General features: G+C 36.7%; 21 protein-coding genes and 1 other annotated feature. Of the genes, 12 read left to right on the top strand and 9 right to left on the bottom strand.

Translation table 11 applies throughout. The annotated features are described in order from the left end of the window. The first annotated feature begins 148 nt into the window (after positions 1-148). A complete protein-coding gene (pckA, locus tag BK579_RS06590) occupies positions 149-1729 on the top strand; it encodes a phosphoenolpyruvate carboxykinase (ATP) (protein ID WP_078544418.1) in 1581 nt (526 codons plus the stop codon). A gap of 113 nt (positions 1730-1842) precedes the next feature. On the opposite strand, the gene BK579_RS06585 is transcribed toward pckA, so the two are convergent. Together BK579_RS06585 and BK579_RS06580 are read right to left on the bottom strand one after the other, a co-directional pair. Then, positions 1843-2085: a DUF2584 domain-containing protein gene (locus tag BK579_RS06585; RefSeq protein ID WP_078544417.1), complete on the bottom strand. Its 243-nt coding sequence runs from the start codon at positions 2083-2085 to the stop codon at positions 1843-1845. 38 nt (positions 2086-2123) lie between these two features. Continuing rightward, positions 2124-2918, bottom strand: a complete 795-nt coding sequence (locus tag BK579_RS06580; protein WP_078544415.1) for an alpha/beta hydrolase family protein — start codon at positions 2916-2918, stop codon at positions 2124-2126. 116 nt (positions 2919-3034) lie between these two features. Between BK579_RS06580 and BK579_RS06575 the strand changes: the two genes are divergently transcribed. Genes BK579_RS06575 through BK579_RS06565 form a run of 3 tightly spaced genes read left to right on the top strand, consistent with a single transcriptional unit; the run spans position 3035 to position 5597 of the window. Further along, positions 3035-4021: an ABC transporter substrate-binding protein gene (locus BK579_RS06575; protein WP_078544413.1), complete on the top strand. Its 987-nt coding sequence runs from the start codon at positions 3035-3037 to the stop codon at positions 4019-4021. Positions 4022-4033: 12 nt separating this feature from the next. Then, positions 4034-4801 carry an ABC transporter ATP-binding protein gene (locus BK579_RS06570; protein ID WP_078544411.1) on the top strand — a complete coding sequence of 256 codons (768 nt, stop codon included), beginning with the start codon at positions 4034-4036 and terminating at the stop codon, positions 4799-4801. Then, positions 4791-5597: an ABC transporter permease gene (locus BK579_RS06565; protein WP_078544409.1), complete on the top strand. Its 807-nt coding sequence runs from the start codon at positions 4791-4793 to the stop codon at positions 5595-5597. The genes BK579_RS06570 and BK579_RS06565 overlap by 11 nt, the downstream gene beginning before the upstream one ends. 22 nt (positions 5598-5619) lie before the next feature. Here the strand turns inward: BK579_RS06565 and ytkD are convergent, their stop codons facing one another. From ytkD to BK579_RS26915, 3 genes are all read right to left on the bottom strand, one after another. After that, positions 5620-6102, bottom strand: coding sequence for an RNA deprotection pyrophosphohydrolase (ytkD, locus tag BK579_RS06560; RefSeq protein ID WP_078544408.1), 483 nt, complete (start codon positions 6100-6102; stop codon positions 5620-5622). A gap of 168 nt (positions 6103-6270) precedes the next feature. Then, on the bottom strand, positions 6271-6618 hold the full coding sequence (locus tag BK579_RS06555) for a hydrolase (RefSeq protein ID WP_078544406.1): 348 nt from the start codon (positions 6616-6618) through the stop codon (positions 6271-6273). 81 nt (positions 6619-6699) lie between these two features. After that, positions 6700-7362: a phage holin family protein gene (locus tag BK579_RS26915; protein ID WP_078544404.1), complete on the bottom strand. Its 663-nt coding sequence runs from the start codon at positions 7360-7362 to the stop codon at positions 6700-6702. 150 nt (positions 7363-7512) lie between these two features. Between BK579_RS26915 and BK579_RS06545 the strand changes: the two genes are divergently transcribed. Continuing rightward, positions 7513-7773 carry a DUF6154 family protein gene (locus BK579_RS06545; protein ID WP_078544402.1) on the top strand — a complete coding sequence of 87 codons (261 nt, stop codon included), beginning with the start codon at positions 7513-7515 and terminating at the stop codon, positions 7771-7773. 33 nt (positions 7774-7806) lie between these two features. Here BK579_RS06545 and ltaE read toward each other — a convergent pair whose 3' ends face one another. Together ltaE and BK579_RS06535 are read right to left on the bottom strand one after the other, a co-directional pair. Then, positions 7807-8823: a low-specificity L-threonine aldolase gene (gene ltaE, locus BK579_RS06540; RefSeq protein WP_078544401.1), complete on the bottom strand. Its 1017-nt coding sequence runs from the start codon at positions 8821-8823 to the stop codon at positions 7807-7809. Between the two features lie 1051 nt (positions 8824-9874). Further along, positions 9875-10315 (bottom strand): Dps family protein, encoded by a 441-nt coding sequence (locus BK579_RS06535; protein WP_078544399.1) that lies wholly within the window; start codon positions 10313-10315, stop codon positions 9875-9877. 190 nt (positions 10316-10505) lie between these two features. Between BK579_RS06535 and ytzI the strand changes: the two genes are divergently transcribed. Both ytzI and BK579_RS06525 read left to right on the top strand, forming a co-directional pair. Further along, positions 10506-10688, top strand: a complete 183-nt coding sequence (gene ytzI, locus BK579_RS06530) for a YtzI protein (RefSeq protein WP_078544398.1) — start codon at positions 10506-10508, stop codon at positions 10686-10688. Then, entirely contained in the window at positions 10678-12165 is a 1488-nt protein-coding gene (locus BK579_RS06525) for an amidase family protein (protein ID WP_078544396.1), read from the top strand. Before ytzI ends, BK579_RS06525 begins: the two co-directional genes overlap by 11 nt. A 374-nt stretch (positions 12166-12539) precedes the next feature. Here the strand turns inward: BK579_RS06525 and BK579_RS06520 are convergent, their stop codons facing one another. Continuing rightward, positions 12540-13013 (bottom strand): S-ribosylhomocysteine lyase, encoded by a 474-nt coding sequence (locus BK579_RS06520; RefSeq protein WP_078544394.1) that lies wholly within the window; start codon positions 13011-13013, stop codon positions 12540-12542. Positions 13014-13175: 162 nt separating this feature from the next. Between BK579_RS06520 and yidD the strand changes: the two genes are divergently transcribed. Next, on the top strand, positions 13176-13412 hold the full coding sequence (gene yidD, locus BK579_RS06515; protein ID WP_078544392.1) for a membrane protein insertion efficiency factor YidD: 237 nt from the start codon (positions 13176-13178) through the stop codon (positions 13410-13412). Positions 13413-13768: 356 nt separating this feature from the next. Here yidD and BK579_RS06510 read toward each other — a convergent pair whose 3' ends face one another. Next, the gene (locus tag BK579_RS06510; RefSeq protein WP_204524687.1) at positions 13769-14545 is read right to left on the bottom strand and encodes a FixH family protein; all 777 of its coding nucleotides are present in this window, start codon (positions 14543-14545) and stop codon (positions 13769-13771) included. 138 nt (positions 14546-14683) lie between these two features. On the opposite strand from BK579_RS06510, the gene BK579_RS06505 reads away from it, so the two are divergent. The 4 genes from BK579_RS06505 to BK579_RS06490 all read left to right on the top strand — a co-directional run bounded on the left by BK579_RS06505 (position 14684) and on the right by BK579_RS06490 (position 19869). Further along, a complete protein-coding gene (locus BK579_RS06505; protein WP_078544388.1) occupies positions 14684-15661 on the top strand; it encodes a sodium-dependent bicarbonate transport family permease in 978 nt (325 codons plus the stop codon). A gap of 752 nt (positions 15662-16413) precedes the next feature. Further along, positions 16414-17634, top strand: a complete 1221-nt coding sequence (locus BK579_RS06500) for a metal ABC transporter solute-binding protein, Zn/Mn family (protein WP_078544386.1) — start codon at positions 16414-16416, stop codon at positions 17632-17634. A 220-nt stretch (positions 17635-17854) separates the two neighbouring features. Next, on the top strand, positions 17855-18511 hold the full coding sequence (locus BK579_RS06495; RefSeq protein WP_078550431.1) for a potassium channel family protein: 657 nt from the start codon (positions 17855-17857) through the stop codon (positions 18509-18511). Between the two features lie 5 nt (positions 18512-18516). After that, positions 18517-19869 carry a TrkH family potassium uptake protein gene (locus BK579_RS06490; RefSeq protein WP_078544384.1) on the top strand — a complete coding sequence of 451 codons (1353 nt, stop codon included), beginning with the start codon at positions 18517-18519 and terminating at the stop codon, positions 19867-19869. A 50-nt stretch (positions 19870-19919) separates the two neighbouring features. Then, positions 19920-20125 (top strand) — a binding site (T-box leader). Positions 20126-21005 lie beyond the last annotated feature (880 nt).

The following is a 21005-nucleotide window of genomic DNA, read 5'->3' as shown; positions in this document are numbered from 1 at the left end:
TTAGTAGATTGAATAGCCTTATATTATGGCAAAATGATTTATCACATTTTCATTAGTAAAAGCGTAAAATGGCGTATAAATAGTATAGACTATTAAATTAAATGTGTTATACTAATTTTGAAAAACAGTCTAAAAAGGGTGGTTTTTTATGAGTTCAGTAGATGTTTCACAAGAAAAAGTAAGCTTATTATTGAATCAAGGAAATTTTCATCATAATTTATCCACACCACATCTTGTCGAGAAAGTACTTAACAGGAATGAGGGGATGTTGACATCCTCAGGCGCAATCTGTGTTACCACCGGAAAGTATACAGGTCGCTCACCCAAAGATAAATACATCGTTAATGAACCTTCTATAGAAGGAGAAATCGATTGGGGATCAGTCAATCAACCTATCTCGCAGGCTGTATTTGCTCAAGTTTATGAAAAAGTATTATCGCATCTTAATGCAAAAAAGGAAGTATTCGTCTATAACGGCTTTGCTGGCGCTGATCCTTCACATCGTATGGGTATACGGGTAATCAATGAATATGCTTGGCATAATTTGTTTGCTAAAGCATTGTTTTTAGAGCCAACAGAAAACGAGCATCATCAAGCAGAATTCACGATTATCTCAGCCCCGACTTTCAAGGCAGATCCAGTGATTGACGGCACACATTCAGAAACATTCATAATGATTTCATTCGAAAAAAGAGTAATCCTTATCGGTGGAACAGAATATGCGGGTGAAATGAAGAAATCAGTTTTTTCGGTTATGAACTATCTTTTACCAAAGAAAGGTATACTGCCGATGCACTGCTCAGCAAATATTGGGAAAGAAGGCGATGTGGCTTTATTTTTCGGTCTTTCAGGTACTGGAAAAACCACCCTTTCAGCTGACCCGAAACGAAAGCTAATTGGTGATGATGAACATGCTTGGTCCAATGCTGGAGTGTTTAACATTGAAGGTGGCTGTTATGCAAAATGCATTTCACTCTCAAGAGAAAAAGAACCACAAATCTTTGATGCGATTCGGTTTGGCTCAGTTTTAGAAAATGTAATGATTGATCCAATTTCTAGGGTGGCTGATTATGACGATGGTTCATTGACAGAAAACACACGTGCTGCTTATCCAATCGAGGCCATGGATAATATCGTATTCCCTAGTATTGCTGGTCACCCCAACACAATACTATTTTTGACCGCTGATGCTTTTGGAGTATTACCTCCTATTAGTAAACTTACGAAGGAACAAGCCATGTACCATTTTTTAAGTGGCTATACGAGTAAATTGGCTGGGACTGAACGTGGAATCACTTCACCAAAAGCAACATTCTCAACCTGCTTCGGATCACCCTTTTTACCACTACCAGCGACAAGCTATGCCACAATGTTAGGTAAACTGATTGATCAACATCAAGTGCAGGTTTATTTAGTAAATACAGGGTGGACTGGTGGAGAATATGGTGTTGGTACTAGAGTCAACTTAAAATACACCAGAGCAATGGTTCAGGCAGCTATTGAAGGCGAGCTCCAACATACTGAAACTGTAAAATCTGATATTTTTGGATTAGAGATACCTATTCATATACCAGGTGTACCTGATGACTTATTACAGCCTTCAAACACATGGGTTGACCAAAGTGCCTACTACATTAAAGCTAAAGAGCTAGCATTAAAATTTGAAGATAATTTCAAGAAATTCACAAATGTGCCAAATGACGTAATCCAAAAGGGCGGTCCACTTTAACGCTCTTTATCTAAAAGAGGGTTGCTAATAAACCACCAGTTTACGAAAACAACTTTTGTAAAAAATCCATTAAGAGCCCTATATTTTAGGCTCCAATGGATTTTTTTCTGTAATTAATTTGTCGAGTTCAATGAGATTAGTTGATAGGTCAATTTTGTAGTGTTTCCCTCAAGTTCTAGCTTCTTTATAATTGCTTGTCCACTTGTTTCACTTTCTAGTGTTTTTCTTACTTCTAAAGGAATATCAATTGGATATAATCGATATCCTTGTTTTACAACAGAGAACAAATTTTCTTCGATCCTTTGTTCGTTTCCTTTCGTTACAATTAACGTATTAAGCTCCAATGGCATTCCCATTTCTCAACTCTCCTTGTATTTTAGTTATCTTTATTTTATCATTTCAACCCTTGGCTTTTCATCCATTCTGTTAATTGTTTAACAGTTTGTCGATTTTCATGTGGCGGAAAATAATGAGTAAAATTTTCAAAATACAAGCTCTTAACTTCTTTACCAAGTTCATTTAATCGTTTTTCAAGTCGATGTGAGTGTTCTACAGAAACGTTTTCGTCTTTTTCACCATGAATAATCAAAACGGGGGCTTTTAGATTTTCCAATTCATATAATGGAGTTCTCCACTTATAGCGACCAGGATATTTTCGCGGTGTACCGCCAATGACTCTTTTCATCATCCGTCTGAGATCCTTTCTTTCATCATAGGTTAAGCTCATATCACTTACCCCTCCCCAACAGACGATTGAACATGTTCTTTCATGCTGAATCGCAGTGATCAAAGCCATCACGCCACCACGCGAAAATCCAAAAACATGAATTCGGTTAGGATTAACCTTTAGATGATTTTCAAGTAATTTAAAGGCTGCAAGTGCGTCATGACGGTCATCCCCCCCGAAGTCTTCATCCCCTTCTCCACCTTGATTACCACGGTAAAAAGGGGCCATTACAACAAAACCTTCAGAAGCAAACTGAATAATTCTTCCGATTCTTACTTTACCTACGTTTTTTATCCCACCACGTAAATATAAAAACCCATCATAGAGTTTATCTTCCTTTGGTTCTGCTAAAAACCCTTTAATTTTCAACCCTTGGCATATGTAGGTTACAAGAAACAAGTCTATTCGAGGGTTAGGGGATGGATATCTTTGTTTTTCAATGATGTGTCCGTCTACTAACATCGGAACACTCCTTTTTAAAAATTTTTTATATGGGCATTCACACATTTTTATCACCTTACATAGTCTACTGTATGAATCGATTTATTGGTTTTACTAATATTTTGGAGGTATGTATTATGCGACGTATTTTAGTGTTATTTTTTTCAATAATCCTTATCTTACCATTAGCGGCTTGTAATAATGATAGTGTTCAAAAATTAAAAGTGGGTGAGGTTGCACACACAATTTTTTATGCTCCTCTTTATGTTGCCCTATCAGAAGGATTTTTTGAAGATGAAGGGCTAGAAATTGAGTTAACAACGACTGCCGGAGGCGATAAGACAATGACCGCTATATTGTCAGATGGAATAGATATCGGTCTTGTTGGATCTGAAACTTCTATTTATGTAGAAGCACAAGGCTCAACAGATCCAGTGATCAACTTTGCTCAATTAACACAAACAGATGGAACTTTCTTAGTTTCAAGAGATAAGATTGATCACTTTGAATGGGATCAATTAAAAGGAAGTACATTCCTTGGTCAACGTAAAGGTGGAATGCCACAAATGGTTGGTGAGTTTGTCTTAAAGCAGCATGGCATCGATCCCCATAATGATTTAGAGCTTATCCAAAATGTTGATTTTGCTAACATTGCAAGTGCATTCTCATCAGGCACAGGTGATTTCGTCCAACTATTCGAGCCAACTGCTAGTATTTTTGAAGAAGAAGGCCGTGGCTATATTATCGCTTCATTTGGTGAAGAATCCGGGCATGTTCCTTATACCTCATTTATGGCGAAGGAAAGCTTTATTAGTGAGAATGAAGAAGCTATCGAGAAGTTCACACGTGCGATTTATACTGCTCAACAATGGGTAGCAGAAAATAGTCCCGAAGCCATTGCAGAGTCAATCTCTGAGCATTTCCCTGACACATCAATTGACCTGCTTACAAAAGTGGTAGATCGATATAAAAGTCAAGGTTCGTTCGCAACTGATCCAATTCTAAATGAAGGAGAATGGAATAATCTTCAAAATATTATGGATGAAGCTGGAGAATTACCTGAGCGAATTGATCTTGAGGTACTTGTGAATACATCCATAGCTGAAAAGGTCATTTCTGAATAAGGAGTGAAAAGAATGAACTTTTTATCGGTTAGTAATATTCATCACACCTACTTTAGTAAAGACACGGCAACAACAGCTTTAGAAGATATTTCTCTGACTATCAAGGAAGGGGAGTTTATCTCCTTTCTTGGCCCAAGTGGGTGTGGAAAAACAACTTTATTGTCCATTATTGCCGGGCTGATAAAGCCCACCTCAGGAGAGATAATGATAGAGAATTTACCTCTTAGTAAAGCAAAGTCCTCAATTGGCTATATGCTTCAAGAGGATTATCTCTTTCCTTGGAAAACAATCGAAGAGAATATTGTGGTCGGTCTAAAAACAATGAATATTCTTAGTACTGAAAATAAAGAGCGTACCTTATCGTTGTTACAAGAAATTGGACTATCAGGTGTAGAAAAATCGTTTCCAAAACAACTATCAGGTGGAATGAGACAACGAGCTGCTCTCGTTCGGACTCTTGCAACAAACCCAAAGATCCTTCTTCTTGATGAACCTTTCTCAGCCCTTGATTATCAAACCAAGTTGAAATTAGAAGATCTGGTTTCTACCACCTTGAAGGATTATCGAAAAACAGCTTTGTTAGTGACCCATGATATTGGTGAAGCTATTGCCATGAGTGATCGAATTTTTTTACTTTCAGCAAATCCAGGTAAAGTAGCAAAAACATTTGAGGTTCCTTCTGAACTAAAAAAATTAAAACCCTTTGATGCAAGACAGCATCAAAGCTACTCAATCTTATTCCAAGAAATATGGAAGGAGTTGGATCAACTTGAAGCCTAATAAAACAATTGACCTTCTCCATCAAGAGTATAAAAATGAGTTAAAAAAAGAGAAACGAATTGTTCGCTTATATCAGTTGTTAATTTTTATCGTTTTCTTTTCCAGCTGGGAAATTGCCAGTCATAAGCAATGGATCGACCCTTTAATCTTTAGTTCCCCATCTAAGGTGTGGAATCTATTTATTACAAAAATCAATGATGGATCACTACTCTTACATTTAAACATTACTTTATTCGAAACAGTCCTTGGATTTATATTGGGGACTCTTCTTGGAACAATATTGGCTGCTCTTTTATGGTGGTCACCCAGACTTAGTCGTGTTTTTGATCCGTACCTCGTGATTCTAAATGCCATGCCGAAGGTTGCTCTTGGCCCAATATTAATTGTTGCCCTTGGTCCTGGATACTTTTCAATAATTGCTATGGGCGCAATCATATCAGTCATTATCACGACAATTGTAGTTTATACTTCTTTTAGGGAAGTTGATCCAAATTACCTCAAGGTACTAAAGACATTTGGGGCAAAACGAAGCCAGTGTTTCAAGGATGCAATACTACCAGCCTCTTTTCCGACCATAATTTCAACACTAAAAGTAAATGTCGGTTTATCCTGGGTTGGGGTTATTGTTGGGGAATTTCTCGTATCCTCAAAGGGATTGGGCTATTTAATCATCTACGGCTTCCAAGTGTTTAACTTTACACTAGTGTTATTAAGCTTGTTGATTATTGCTGTATTTGCAACACTTATGTACCAGTTAGTGGAATTATTGGAAAGACGATTAATTAAAAACACATAATTAGGTTGTGGCCCACTTTGGGTCACTTTTTATTTGATGTTAGTAATTCAGAAACCCTTTTCAAACTATATATTAAAACATCATCCTTCATAATAAAACTAAATTTGCTATTATTTTTAACAGAAGAAGGAAGTTCAAACATGAGTCTAGGCCCATAAGTTTCAAAGTAATTATTCTGATGAATAAGCCTTTCAATTTCTGCAAAATAGATATTCTTGATAATGGTTTTTCCTTTTCCTAAAACCTTATACTGACCAATATACTCTAATTTGCTTACTACGGCTCCAGTTTCCTCTTTTACCTCACGTAGTGCTGCTGCAGCTGGGGTTTCTCCTTTCTCGACTTTCCCTCCAGGAAATTCTAACCCTCTTTCTCTATGTTCTGTTAGTAACCATTGGTCCTTGTATCGACAAATAACCCAAACATGTTTCGGGTTGTTACTGTAGGGATCTATCGAAAAAGATAAGTGAACTTCATTTTGGTATGAGTCTTGAAATTTATACATAATTTAATCTCCAATGACAATTGTTTTTTCTATCTTATCATAATTAAGCATTCATGATAAATCGATTCTCTACCTTATTCTCAGATTAAAAAAATCACCTTCCGTTAAATTTAGATTTACTTAACGGAAAGTGACTGAATGGTTGTCTGTCATTTAGGCTCATCATTTTTATCGATTCAGCTCTCCATCATTCCCAATACTTGAGATTATTCCAGATGTTTTAATATGTTCTCTTGCTTCTTCGTCTCCTAGCTGATAAATCATTTTAAACACTTTCTGCATTGAATCATCATAAGAATCATTCTCAGGATCATGATGATATTGAACATATGGAACGTGAGCTCTAAAGAACCCTTGCCAATCTGATGAATAGTTACGATCAAAGCACTCGCGTAACTCTATAATTTCTTCATCATTAGCCTCAATTTTATAGTCCCATGGTGATGCTGTCTTTAATTGTGAGATTTCTCCATTGGCAATTGAAACATAGTATGTTTTCTTTTGTTGTTGTTCCATCTACAGCTTCACTCCTGTACATAAGATAACCTTATCTTTACAGAAGACCCCGTAAAATATTCATTTTCAATTAAATGATATTTAAGTATCTGAAGTGTTTTTATCTTGAGTTGGCTTGGTTTTCTCTGGGTTATCTATCGTCAAGTAAGTTCCTTCTTCAACTACTCGCTCAAACTCTTTAGTGTTTTCCCCTGTTTTAGATTGAGAAGACTCTTTTTGTCTATATTCATTGTGTATTTCGTCAGGTATTTTCGTTTCAGCTTCCAGACATGAATCAGCTAATTCATCATTATTTGTCTTGTTCGAGTCTTCATTTCCTTTTTCCATGATAGATGCAGAATCAATTGGACCTTGTTTTCGTAATAGCTCAATGGTACGCTTGATAATAGGGGGAATTGGTATTCCAACTTTCCCTGCATTTTCAAGTATTGATAGGATTTCATTGGCAATATAAAACATGATTGTCCAATCTCTGATAAAATGGTGATAACCAAGAACCATATCAATTAAGTGTGCTACAGCAACTAATGAAAAAATAACTACCTTTTGAGCAATGCCTTTAAAGCCAATTCGACTTGATAACGTTTTATTTACGGAAGCAGAAATGATTCCAGTTAGATAATCGATAATTACCAGTGTTAATAAAATTTTTAGCAACGAATCAAATCCACCTACTAGAAAAGCTGTTATGGAACCGAACAGGGACGTAAGGGTTAAGACTGTAAAACCTAATTTATTATCCATAAGCTACACCCTTTCAAAATCTAAAAAGCTCCAATATTTTAGAGCTATATAACATACTATGTAAACAAGATTTAAAGTGCATGGACAAACATCATTATTCGCATTAATTATTTAATCAGCGAAATACTACATATGAAAGGTGTGAATAGAATGAAACTTATTGATGAGTTATATGAAATGTATCGACATAAACTAACAGGCGACGAGGAAGACGCGGACATTCTAGCCTTTTCAGTACTAGAGCAGCTTGATCGAGAGGATATGATTCAGCTAATCAAAGATTTATCTGACCAAGAATTATACAATCTAGTTGGCTTTTATATGATTGAGAATCTTAAAGGAAAAATGGCTCGTGAGGGTGTTGGACAATCAAAAATGTTAACGATCGACCAACTTAAAAATCTTCATTAAAACAGGAGAATGACGTTGTCATCCTCCTTATTTTTATAGACTCTTGATAGCTTTCAGAGCCTCATCTATCTGTAATGTTGATACATCATAATGCGTTGTAAATCTCACTAAAGTAGGACCAAACGGGACTGCCAATATTCCGAACTCAGATAGTTTTTGAATAAATTGACTGGCAGTTACACCTTTTTTGGTGACGTCAACTAAGACAATGTTTGTATCAACAGAATTAACCACCTCTAGCCCTTTTATCGACTGAAGCCCGCTTGCTAGTCTTTTTGCATTCTCATGGTCATCCGCCAATCGCTCCACCATACTTGTTAAGGCAATGAGTCCAGGTGCGGCAATCATACCTACCTGCCTTAGGCCTCCACCTAAACGCTTTCTCCATTTTCTAGCTTTCTTAATAAACTCTTTATCGCCTGCAATAATCGAGCCCACAGGTGCTCCAAGTCCTTTTGATAAACATACTTGAACAGTGGTTGTATACTGAGAAAACTCTTGTAACGGTCGGTTAAGTGCGACTCCAGCATTAAACAGGCGAGCACCATCTAAATGAACAGGTACCTGATGGTTATTTGCAACTTCGAAAATTTGTTTCATATTTTCAAGGGGAACAATCGCTCCACCCGCTCGATTATGTGTGTTTTCAATACAAATTAGACCTGTTTCTGGAACATGGATATCCTCACCCCGTATGGCGGCTTCGACTTCTCCTGGATCCATTACCCCTTTTTGTCCTATAATTGTCCTTGGTTGGACACCCGCGAAAGCAGAAATTGCTCCACCTTCATAATAAAAGATATGAGATTCAGCCTCAAGTAGCACTTCATTTCCTGCCACACAATGGGTTAGAACAGCAATTTGGTTTCCTTGAGTTCCGCTTGTCACAAATAACGCTGCTTCTTTTCCAAGCATTTTCGCAGCAACTTGTTCAAGTTCGAGGACAGTTGGGTCTTCATTATAAACATCATCTCCAACAGTGGCTTCGAATGCGGCTTTTCTCATCTCGGCTGTGGGTTTTGTCACGGTATCACTTCTGAAATCAATCATGATTCTTCTCTCTCCTATCTCTTCTTATTCTGGAAGGTAATGAATTCTGAATAATTGGCTCTAGTAGCATTGCTACAACCTATTCAAGTTGGCGTTTGAACTCAGAACTCTTTTTATTTATGTTTCAAGTGATTGCTACTATGGTTGTGTCTATCCTGAAAATACATAGGTTGTAGAGTTCCAATTCCCTTAATAAATGCACAAAGCCCAACAAAGGGAATGAAAAGCATTGTTTGATTCCCTTTCTCATGCCAAAGCCCAACAAAGGGAATGAAAAGCATTGTTTGATTCCCTTTCTCATGCCAAAAGCCCAACAAAGGGAATGAAAGGAGTTGTCTGATTCCCTTTCTCATGCCAAAAGCCCAACAAAGGGAATGAAAAGCATTGTTTGATTCCCTTTCTCATGCCAAAAGCCTATGACAGGGAATGAAAGGAGTTGTTTGATTCCCTTTCTCATGCCAAAAGCCTACCAAAGGGAATGAAAAGCTTGTTTGATTCCCTTTCTCATGCCAAAAGCCTATGAAAGGGAATGAAAGGAGTTGTCTGATTCCCTTTCTCATGCCAAAAGCCCAACAAAGGGAATGAAAGGAGTTGTCTGATTCCCTTTCTCATGCCAAAAGCCCAACAAAGGGAATGAAAGGAGTTGTCTGATTCCCTTTCTCATGCCAAAAGCCTACCAAAGGGAATGAAAAGCATTGTTTCATTCCCTTTCTCATGCCAAAAGCCTATGAGAACGAAAGGTCATTTGTTGTCTAGTTGCTCTCCCTCCACACTGAGTGAACAAAACATTTCCATTCTCCATGGTGCGAATTAAATTAGCTTGGGTGTCTACCCCGACAAACTTAGGTAGATGAGTTATTAAACGAAAGATGAAACTTTTACGCTAGTCCACTTCTTTATGAAGGGAACCGAACTTAAAATAAAAATGACTCGGAGTGCTCCGAGTTTATGTTTTGTTCATTATAATCCAAATCAATCTATTATGACTATTAAAAAATCTTAGGTAAAAAAAATGCCTGACACATTTAATCTGTGTCAGGCTTTGATTTCCTTATTTCCCTAAGAAAGATTTTAACATCCAAACATGCTTTTCAAGGCTTTGATGGATTGCTAATAACATATCTCCAGTTGTTTCGTCATCTACTTCACCAGCTAGTGACATTCCTTCTTTCAATTCACCTGTTAATAGCTCAAAGTCTTTTGTGATATCTTGCACCATTTCGTCAGCAGATTCATTTCCTCTAGCTTCTTGAACTGATGCTAGCTCTAATATTTCTTTCATTGTAGCTACAGGTGTTCCTTCTAATGCTAAGAGACGCTCTGCTAGTTCATCGATATGAATAGAAGCTTCACCATATAACTCTTCAAATTTATCATGAAGTGTGAAGAATGCCGGTCCTTTTACGAACCAGTGGTAATTATGTAGTTTAATGTAAAGCACACTCCAGTTTGCAATTTGCTTATTTACTATTTCGGTTAAATGTTGTGACAAGTAAATCTCCTCCTTTATTTGTTACTATACCCTCTATTTATGATACCAAAACATATTATTTCTACTGCTCTTTTGAGATAAAATTCGTTATATTGTAATAATTTGTTCGTATTTAGTCTTTTAAAGTGTAAAAGGAAATATATCATGATAAAATAAAAGAAAATTAGAGCACTTCACTTGGAGGGATTTCATGTATACACTTCTTGGGATCTGCATCATTATCGTTATTGTAATACTCTTGCTTTCACTTTTAACAACATCTAAGGCTTACGAGTACAAACACACGATTGATCCACTTGAAGATCATCCACTATTAGAGGAACAAAATTTAGATAATGAAACAAAGGGAGACGAGCATAATCATGGAAAATAAAAGATTAGAAGAGTTATCTAATAATTGGTTAGTAGAAGCAACAATTGATGATATTCAGGAAAAACTTGAATCAGGTTTTGTTTCTTCAAAAGACCTTGTTTTAATGTATTTAGACCGTATCAGACGTTTTGATAAATCTGGTGATTCAATTAATTCTATTTTAGAAGTGAATCCTGAAGCAATTCATATCGCCAAAGCACTTGATAAGGAGAGGAAAGAAAAAGGTACTCGTGGACCACTTCACGGAATCCCAGTGTTAATAAAAGATAATATCGATACTCACGATAAAATGCACACTTCGGCAGGATCGCTTGCTCTTGCAAATTCAGTCGCTCAAAAAGACTCTCACGTCGCAGAATTACTTCGTGATGCCGGTGCAGTTATTATAGGGAAAACCAATATGACTGAATGGGCCAATTTCATGACGATTGGAATGCCAAGTGGTTATAGCTCTAGAGGTGGACAAGTATTGAATCCATATGGTCCAGGTAAATTCGACGTCGGTGGCTCAAGTGCAGGTTCTGGAGCTTCTATAGCTGCTAACCTTGCAACTGTTGCAGTTGGTACAGAAACTTCTGGCTCCATTTTAAGCCCTGCAAGTCAAAACTCACTTGTTGGAATCAAACCAACTGTTGGGTTAGTCAGTAGAACTGGCATAATTCCGATTGCGCACAGTCAAGATACTGCTGGACCGATGGCTAGAACAGTTAAGGATGCAGCGTTGTTATTAAATGTATTAGCTTCACAGGATGATACTGATCCTATTACTCTTTCAAGTGGGGATCTTTCGGCAATTGATTTCACTCAATTCCTTGATTCAAATGGTCTAAAAGGAGCAAGAGTAGGTATAGCAAGAGATGTTTATTTTGAATATTTATCTGAAGAGAAAAAAGTAGTGATGGATACTGCGATTGACAAACTAAAGGAACTTGGGGCTATCGTTGTTGAAGATGTTGTCATTCCTTCAACAAAGGCAGACTGGACTTACGACGTGTTAACTTATGAATTTAAAACAGATTTAAATGCGTATCTTAATACACTTGACCCTACTGTTCCAATTCGCTCGTTAAAAGATGTAATAGAATTTAATCTTCAACATGAAGATAAAACCTTAAAATATGGTCAAAAGCTACTAACTGAAGCAGAGGAAACGAGTGGGACGTTGGTTGAACCAAGTTATCTAAAGTCTCTTGAACAGGATATCTATTTATCAACAGAACAAGGGATAGACTTTACCTTAGAAGAACATAAGCTTGATGCAATTATTTTCCCAAATAATTTCGGGGCAGGTATTCCAGCAAAAGCTGGCTACCCATCGATTACTGTTCCGGCTGGATATTCACCTGAAGGAGAACCCGTTGGTATAACTTTCACAGGTACAGGTTATAGTGAGCCTACACTACTTAAGCTTGCTTATGCATTTGAGCAAGGTACTAAACATCGTGTACCACCTACACTTAATGATAAAAACGAATGATTCATTTTTGAGCTACTGGACATTCTGGTAGCTCTTTTAGTTTACTCTCGCGGTTTGAATTATGAAAGTCTCTCCCTAAAATAACTTAGTTAGCGGAGTTCCATGACCTGCGATCCACTCGCGGGATACCGCGGGACGGTCCGTGAGCCTCCTCATCGCTTTTGGATCCTGCGGGGTCTCACGAGACCGCTAGATCCCGCAGGAGTCAAGTGGCTCTCCGCTCATTCCACACATAGTAGGCATACATTTTCATTCTCCATGTCCAAATACTAGTTTGCATGTGTTTCTTGTCAATAACCGGAATATTTAATTTGGTACTTCTTGAAAAAAAAAGCAGAAGGATGGAATCTACTCCACCTCTCCTGCTGTTAAAATCATCCGAATACTTTATGAAGGTCTTCCTTGGTGGTATCCAGCCAGAATTTCATTAGGCGTTTTGCACCTTCAAGGTCATGAAGCTTGGCTTGTCCACATTGTTTTTCATTTGCAGCAGGAATGTCAGTGATTTCGATTGCATCTTTTAATGTATCCTCAAGAAGATCAATAATTTCACTTACTGTTGGTTCACCGCTCACTACAAGGTAAAAACCTGTTTGGCAGCCCATTGGAGAAATATCAATAATATCAAAGTGATCATATTTCTCTGCATGTGCACGAATATTGAAGGCTAATAAGTGCTCAAGCGTGTGAATTGCATCTGGTTTCATTGCTTGTTTATTAGGCTGACAAAAACGAATATCAAATTTATTTACAACACCGTCACTACCAACCTTGTGTACTCCACAGTGTCTAACAAACGGGGCTTTTACCGCATTATGATCTAAGTCAAAACTTTCTACTGATGGCATTATTTCCACTCCTTATCTTAATAGTCTTACTTATCATAACGTGTCTTTACTGATTTTTCATCTTTTTTAATCTATAGAACGTGTAGCTTTAAATCTCTTTTTTTCTAAAGTATAGTAGTAGTATAAAATATAATGGTCGAATTATGTAGAGGATGTGCTCTTATGATAACAAAGCTCTTTATTAGTTTCATCCGTTTTTATCAAAAATTCATATCTCCGATCACACCGCCTACTTGCCGCTTTTATCCTACCTGTTCTCACTATGGTGTGGAATCAATTAAAAGATTTGGAGCCTTGAAGGGAAGTTGGCTTACTATCAGGAGAATTCTTAGATGTCATCCATTTCATCCTGGTGGATTTGATCCTGTTCCAGAAAGAAATAAAAAGAGTAGAACCTAACTGGTTCTACCTTTAATTAGCAATTATGATTTTTGTTGTTACTGCGCAGTCTAATGAAAAAACATAGGTAGTGGAGTTCCATGCGCTGCGATCCACTTGCTTTCCGCGGGGTGGTCCGGGAGCCTCCTCGTCGCCTTGTGGGCTCCTGCGGGGTCTCCCGAGACCACTAAATCCCGCAGGAGTCAAGTAGCCCTCCGCACATTCCACACTTAGTTTTGATTCCCCATGGTGCGAATTAAATTAGCATAGATATCTATCCTTAAAATAACCTAGGTTAGGGAGTTCAATTCAAGCGATCCACTCGTGGGATGCTGCGAATTTACATTAACATGAATATCTAGAATAGGGTATAGCGTTTACTTTACCTCAACGCTGTATTCTTCATGGTCATGAAGTTCGCCCTTTTCTAGATGTATTCGAATTTCATATCTTCCTTTTTCAGGAAAAGTATAGTTTGCAACGTATGTGCCTGGTACGGCTTCAGCAGCCTTAATGTACTCGTGCTTATCTGCCTCACCTTTCCATACTTCAAAAGAAATAGTCGCTTCACTTAATTGTTTCTCTTCTTCCTGAATTACAACAGTTAGTTTAGTTTCTTCTCCAGCAGTTGATTCATGTGGGGAAAAATTAAATGTTACTTGCTTGTCCGAGTGGTCACCGTGGTGGTGATCATCATGAGAATGGCCAGTTTCTTTTTCTGTTTTAGTTTCATTCTCAGTATCAGCTTCTACTTCACCTTTTCCGACAACGAATTCCTGTTTTGGCATATTATGCATATCTCTTGCTGTGACATGGGCAACGACATAAAATATTCCATCATGATCAAATGTTTTCTCAATAGAATACAATCCTTCACCTTTATGGATTCCATCTATATACTCATCTTGATCCTCTTTACCTTTTTCCCATATTTGAAATTTCACTTCGTTTGCGTCTTCTACTCCTTCATCACCATGTGTAACATATGCATTAAATGTAACCGGCTCATTTGGGAGAATTTCCTCTGGTACAATTTCAATTACAACGTTTAATGGTAAAAGCTCAACAACATCGTTTTGAATATTATCACTGTTAGAATTACACCCTACTAACAATAAGCATAATAAAATAAATAGTATAAGTAATTTTCTCATCATCGTTAACACCTCTCACTATAATAATAGTCTTTTTAAACAGAAAATCAAATAAGTCATTGCTGCAAATGTCTTGTCTAATATTGACTTGTTCATTATAATTAACTAAAAATTCGAGAAAAAGAGGACTTCCATTTTATGAATTTAATACTTGATATTATTCAAACGAACCTTTTATCACCAATGATCCTTTTCTTTTTAATGGGAATTATCGCGGTCATTGTTAACTCAGATTTGAAAGTACCCGAAGCGTTTTATTCAGGGTACACAATGATTATCCTTTTTACAATTGGAATCAAAGGTGGCATAGAATTAAAGCATGTTTCTTTTTTATCGATGCTTCCTGCCATAGGTCTGGCTTTATTTCTAAGCATATTTATGCTTTTCGTTACTTACCTTTTACTAAAGAACGTATTCCGCTTTGACCTGACAAACTCACTAGCTGTTGCAGCACATTACGGATCTGTTAGTGCTGTTACCTTTGTGGCTGCGTTAGGATTTCTAGATAAGGTTGAAGTACCTTATGAGAGTTATATTTCGGCAATCTTAGTTATCATGGAAGGTCCTGCAATCATTGGAGCAATAATCCTTTATAAACTTTTCAATAAAAATAAAGAAGCTGATGCAAATTCAGGCCTCGGGCATGCATTTAAGGAAGCATTCTTTGGAAAAAGTATTTTCCTTCTTGTGGGTGGAATCTTCATTGGGCTAGTGGCTTCTGATGATGGACTGTTAAAAATCAAACCATTGTTCGGGGATTTATTTTATGGGATATTATGTATCTTCCTTCTTCATCTTGGAATGATTGCCACTCAACAAATCAGAGAATTAAAGGGATTTAAACCGTCATCTTTTATTTTTGCGTTTATCTTACCTCTAATTGGAGGAACGGTAGGGGTGACACTAGCGTCACTAATTGGGATGTCCAATGGAGGGGCATTTATGTTAGGAATACTAGCGGCAAGTTCTTCTTATATTGCAGCACCCGCAGCAATTGGCCAAGCTATTCCAGAGGCGAATTCAGGACTTTATCTTGGGTCTTCTCTTGGATTAACATTACCATTTAACCTTATTATTGGTATTCCACTGTTTTATTGGTTAAGTACTGTTTTATAAGAATTTGGTAGTGGAGTTTCTATTCGCTTCTCTAGGCTCCACGGTGCAAATAATTCTTTTATTAAAATTGGGTTGGATAGTACCATTTCCGAAGACTAACATAGTAAAAAATAAAAAAGTGTCTGAAACATCAAATGGTTTCAGGCACTTTTTTATTTAATTTTCCTTTATATAAATTTATTATTTTCAACGACAGTTGACCAGTTTATGGGGCTATGACCATTCCGTGTACAGGCGTGTTAGGCGTTAGCCTGAATGATTTTGAACTTGGTTAAAACTATGTGTAACACTTTCCTCCAAATTATAACCCTTCAAACCATTTATGTAGATCTTCCTCTTTTTTCTTTAGCAAGTATAACAATATTTCCTCGTTATATAGGTTGGGTTATAAAAGTTCTTTTAACTTTAGACTTGTAAATCGAAATGATTTCGTTTAATATAATTTTATAAATCGGAATGGTTACTATTTTTTCTTCATAGCAAATAGAATGATTCGTAATAGTAACTCCACTATTCTTTCCATTAATTCAAGCCTATCTGTTTTTTAATCCTAAGAGACAATCAAACTTTGATTCCGAATATTTTATAAAGGGGGAGTTTTCAAGTAAGTATATATTATCTAACACTCTATTAAGAAATATATAATCAGCTCTATTCTTATAAATAACTCAAAAATATAAATAGTTTCCAGTTCTCAAATCGTAACAGTTACGATATAATATGTTGGAGCTATTTACTGAAAGGGGAACACAATGAAATTAAAAGCACTTATTTTTTCACTTATTTTAATCATATCACTGTTTTTATCAGGTTGTTCAGGTGAGCAAACTAGTAAAACAGATGAGAAAATAAAGATATATACAACTATTTATCCGTTAGAATACTTTGCAGAACGAATTGGAGGAGGATATGTTTCTGTAGAAAGTGTGATTCCACCTGGTTCTGATGCACATTCCTTTGAACCTACACCAAAAACGATGACTCAAATTGCTGAAGCAGCTGGGTTTATTTATTCTGGAGTAGGTCTTGAAAGCTTTGTAGATTCTGCTAAAGAAACACTAAAAAATGAAAAAGTTACGTTTATCGAAGCTTCTGCTGGAATTGAACTGATAGCAAATGAAGACGGTGAACATGCTCATGAGGAAGAAGAGCACCACGCTGACGATGAACATGCTCATGAGGAAGAAGAACAGCACGCTGACGATGAACATGCCCATGAGGAAGAAGAGCATCACGTTGACGATGAACATGCCCATGAGGAAGAAGAGCATCACGTTGACGATGAACATGCCCATGAGGAAGAAGAGCATCACGTTGACGATGAACATGCCCATGAGGAAGAAGAACAGCACGCTGACGATGAACATGCTCATGAGGAAGAAGAACAGCACGCTGACGATGAACATGCTCATGAGGAAGAAGAAAGTACTGAAGATGAGCATGATCATGGTGATGAAGACCCACATGTATGGATTGATCCGATTTTATCTATCACATTAGCTGAAAATATTAAAAACGAGCTAATTAAACTCGCTCCAGAGTTTGAGGAAAGTTTTGAAACGAATTATTTAGAGTTAAAGACTGAGTTAGAAACCTTAAATCAGGAATTCAAGCAAGTTGTTGATGAGGCTCAGAATAAAGAAATATTAGTTTCACATGCCGCTTATGGTTATTGGGAAAACCGATATGGTATCCATCAAATTAGTGTATCTGGTCTTTCACCAACACAAGAACCATCACAAAAACAATTACAAACAATTATTGAAACAGCAAAAGAACACGAAATTAAATATGTAATATTCGAGCAAAATATAACTGGAAAAGTATCCGAAGTTGTTCAAAAGGAAATTGGTGCCGAAGCTCTTACCCTTCACAATCTTGAATCATTAACAGAAGATGAAATCAAAGATAATGAAGATTACTTTAGTATCATGAGAAAAAATATAGAAACATTGAAAAAAGCGATGAACTAAATAAAGAAACATAACCGAAAACTGATCTCATTTATAATGTAGATCAGTTTTTTTATCTTTTCATCCCTAATGTGTATTTACATCAGAAACCCTGTAAACAATAAGATTTAAACAATCCATCACATATAATTTTCATATTAACTGAAATGATAATTTACTATAAAACTAAATCCTGTTAAAATCGTATCATTGTACGTTAAAGCACTTGGAGGAAATCATGTTGAGAAAACAATTTGCTGTTTTAGGTTTAGGGCATTTCGGTGGAAACCTTGTTAAGGAATTTCATGAAATGGGTGTAGAAGTATTAGCTGTTGATAAAAATGAAGAAAAAGTTAATTTGTATAGTCAATATTCTACACATGCTGTAGTGGCTAATACAATTGATGAAAATACATTAAAACAAATTGGAATTAAAAATGTTGACCATGTATTTGTATCACTTGGTGAAAATATTGAAGCAAGTATTCTTACCACCCTTTTACTTAAAGAATTAGGAGTAAAACAGGTGTGGGTAAAGGCAATTAATTCTTATCATCAAAAAGTGCTTGATAAAATTGGTGCGGACAAAGTGATCCATCCTGAAAGAGATATGGCAAAAAGGATTGCTCATCATATCATATCTGAGAAAATGATTGACTATATTGAGATTTCAAAGGATTATAGTATTGTGGAAATTATTGCCACTGAGAAGGTTCATAATAAAACCTTAGAACAATTAAGTGTATCTCATAAGTATGGCTGTAACATCGTTGGTATCCAAACAAATGAAGATGTTAAAATTTCTCCTACACCTGATGAGGTTATTAATAAGGGAGATATATTAATTATGATAGGTCGTAATCGAGATTTAACACGTTTTGAAGAAGATGGTGTTTAAATACAATGTATTTACTAAAGAAAAAAATTAATACCCTTTCACCTGCACAGCTGATTGTGTCATTTTATCTTTTAGCAGTCATTATATCGGTATCATTATTAAGTCTCCCAATCGCATTAAAGCCTGGAGTAAATTGGTCGTTCATTGATGTGATATTCACTGCAGTTAGTGCAATTAGTGTAACTGGCTTGGGTGTCGTTTCAACAGCTGATACTTTTAGCACAGCCGGGATTTTCATCTTGATGTTTATTCTGCAATTTGGTGGAATTGGGATTATGACCCTTGGGACTTTTTTCTGGCTGTTGATTGGGAAGAAAATTGGTTTAAAAGAACGAAGACTTATTATGACTGATCAAAATCAGTCAAACTTATCAGGGCTTGTAAGCTTGATGAAACAAATACTTTTAATCATCATTATCATTGAATTAATTGGTGCTGCGGTATTAGGTACATATTTTATGAAATATTATTCTACTTGGCAAGAAGCCTATTTGCAAGGATTATTTGCATCTGTCAGTGCAACAACAAATGCTGGATTTGATATCACCGGAGCATCCTTAATTCCATTTGCAAATGACTATTTTGTTCAATTTATTAATATCATTCTTCTAACACTTGGAGCCATTGGATTTCCTGTTCTCATAGAGGTAAAGGATTTTATTTTTAATAAGGATAAAAGTATGAAATATCGTTTTTCTCTTTATACCAAATTAACAACAATCACTTTCTTCGGATTAATGATTTTTGGGACAGTCGCAATTTTATTACTTGAATGGAATTATTTCTTTTCCGATAAAACTTGGCATGAATCCTTTTTTTATGCATTTTTCCAATCATCTACGACACGAAACGGTGGACTTGCAACAATGGATGTTAGCTTATTTTCAGAACCGACATTGCTTTTAATTTGTTTTCTGATGTTTATTGGTGCATCTCCTAGTTCAGTTGGCGGAGGTGTAAGAACAACAACATTCGCATTAAACTTATTATTTTTATACAGCTTTGCTCGTGGCTATAAATCTATTAAAATATTCAAACGAGAGCTTCACCCTGATGATGTTTTACGATCATTAGCGGTAACAATGATGGCTGGTTTACTTTGCTTTATTTCTGTTATTATTTTAAGGTTTACAGAGCCCTTTTCTACCGTTGAAATCTTATTTGAAGTAACATCAGCTTTCGGTACGACAGGTCTATCAATGGGGATTACCCCAGAACTCAGTTCAATTGGAAAAGTAATTATTATCTTATTAATGTTTATTGGGCGAATCGGCATTCTCTCCTTTATCTTTTTAATTAACAGAGAAACCGATGAAGTGAAATATCATTACCCAAAAGAACGTATTATCATTGGATAAATTTATTGTAATTCTGATAAGAATTTTATATAATAACAAAAATCACATAGAACGTGTCAATGACGAAGAGAGTAGTATTGAATGATTTTCAAAGCGAGTTAGGGTTGGTGAAAGCCTAACAAATCTTCATTATGAACCGCACTTCAGAGATACCACCTGAAAAACTAGTAGGGTCGGTCGGGGAATTCCTCGTTATCAAAGTAAGCTGGTTCAATATGAACAATAAGAGTGGTACCGCGGGAACCCCGTCTCTATGAATAGAGACGGGGTTTTTGTTTTATCTTGGGGGCTTAGCTAAAATACTAACTCTAGAATGAGCGGAGAGTCACTTGACTCCTGCGGGATATAGTGGTCTCGTGGAGACCCCACAGGAGCGCGCCCCTGGCGACGAGGAGACTCACGGACCACCCCGCGGTATCCCGCGAGTGGATTGCAGCTTATGGAACTCTAAATCATTAGGTATTTTCAGGTTAGACACCCATGCTAAATAAGTATTTCGCACCATGGTGTATGAAAAAATGTTTCCTCCTCAGTGTGGAATGAGCGGAGAGCCACTTGACTCCTGCGGGATCCAGTGGTCTCGCGAGACCCCGCAGGAGCTGAGCCCCTGGCGACGAGGAGGCTCACGGACCACCCCGCGGAAAGCAGTGGATCCGTAGCTCATGGAACTCCACAACCAAAGTTATTTTCAGGTAAGACTTTCATGCTAATTTAATTCGTACCATGGAGAATGCAAATGTTTTGTTCACTCAGTGTGGAGGTAGAGCAACTAGACAACTACTGATCTTTCGGTCTCGAATATCTTTCATTCCCTTTCATAGGCTTTGTGCATGAGAAAGGGAATCAAACAACGCTTTTCATTCCCTTTGGATAGCTTTTGGCATGAGAAAAGGAATGAAACAATGCTTTTCATTCCCTTTGGATAGCTTTTGGCATGAGAAAAGGAATGAAACAATGGTTTTCATTCCCTTTGGATAGCTTTTGGCATGAGAAAAGGAATGAAACAATGCTTTTCATTCCCTTTGTTGAGCTTTGTGCATGAGAAAGGGAATGAAACAACGCTTTTTATTCCCTTTGTAGGGCTTTGGGCATTAGTAAGGGAATTGAAACTCTCTGACCTAGGTATTTTCAGGGTA

The sequence above is a fragment of the Litchfieldia alkalitelluris genome, assembly GCF_002019645.1.
GTDB classification, from domain to species: domain Bacteria; phylum Bacillota; class Bacilli; order Bacillales; family Bacillaceae_L; genus Litchfieldia; species Litchfieldia alkalitelluris.
Note: the sequence above shows the minus strand (reverse complement) of the source record. Positions and strands in the feature narration are given on the sequence as shown.

Bases quoted from the DNA above. Each gene is read 5' to 3' on its own strand.
- ltaE (WP_078544401.1), bottom strand. From the start codon at position 8,823: ATGATTGATTTCAGAAGTGATACCGTGACAAAACCCACAGCCGAGATG.
- BK579_RS06575 (WP_078544413.1), top strand. From the start codon at position 3,035: ATGCGACGTATTTTAGTGTTATTTTTTTCAATAATCCTTATCTTACCA.
- BK579_RS06585 (WP_078544417.1), bottom strand. From the start codon at position 2,085: ATGGGAATGCCATTGGAGCTTAATACGTTAATTGTAACGAAAGGAAAC.
- BK579_RS06505 (WP_078544388.1), top strand. From the start codon at position 14,684: ATGAATTTAATACTTGATATTATTCAAACGAACCTTTTATCACCAATG.
- yidD (WP_078544392.1), top strand. From the start codon at position 13,176: ATGATAACAAAGCTCTTTATTAGTTTCATCCGTTTTTATCAAAAATTC.
- BK579_RS06525 (WP_078544396.1), top strand. From the start codon at position 10,678: ATGGAAAATAAAAGATTAGAAGAGTTATCTAATAATTGGTTAGTAGAA.
- BK579_RS06555 (WP_078544406.1), bottom strand. From the start codon at position 6,618: ATGGAACAACAACAAAAGAAAACATACTATGTTTCAATTGCCAATGGA.
- pckA (WP_078544418.1), top strand. From the start codon at position 149: ATGAGTTCAGTAGATGTTTCACAAGAAAAAGTAAGCTTATTATTGAAT.
- BK579_RS06520 (WP_078544394.1), bottom strand. From the start codon at position 13,013: ATGCCATCAGTAGAAAGTTTTGACTTAGATCATAATGCGGTAAAAGCC.
- BK579_RS26915 (WP_078544404.1), bottom strand. From the start codon at position 7,362: ATGGATAATAAATTAGGTTTTACAGTCTTAACCCTTACGTCCCTGTTC.
- BK579_RS06570 (WP_078544411.1), top strand. From the start codon at position 4,034: ATGAACTTTTTATCGGTTAGTAATATTCATCACACCTACTTTAGTAAA.
- BK579_RS06510 (WP_204524687.1), bottom strand. From the start codon at position 14,545: ATGAGAAAATTACTTATACTATTTATTTTATTATGCTTATTGTTAGTA.
- ytkD (WP_078544408.1), bottom strand. From the start codon at position 6,102: ATGTATAAATTTCAAGACTCATACCAAAATGAAGTTCACTTATCTTTT.
- BK579_RS06500 (WP_078544386.1), top strand. From the start codon at position 16,414: ATGAAATTAAAAGCACTTATTTTTTCACTTATTTTAATCATATCACTG.
- BK579_RS06580 (WP_078544415.1), bottom strand. From the start codon at position 2,918: ATGTTAGTAGACGGACACATCATTGAAAAACAAAGATATCCATCCCCT.
- BK579_RS06490 (WP_078544384.1), top strand. From the start codon at position 18,517: ATGTATTTACTAAAGAAAAAAATTAATACCCTTTCACCTGCACAGCTG.
- ytzI (WP_078544398.1), top strand. From the start codon at position 10,506: ATGTATACACTTCTTGGGATCTGCATCATTATCGTTATTGTAATACTC.
- BK579_RS06545 (WP_078544402.1), top strand. From the start codon at position 7,513: ATGAAACTTATTGATGAGTTATATGAAATGTATCGACATAAACTAACA.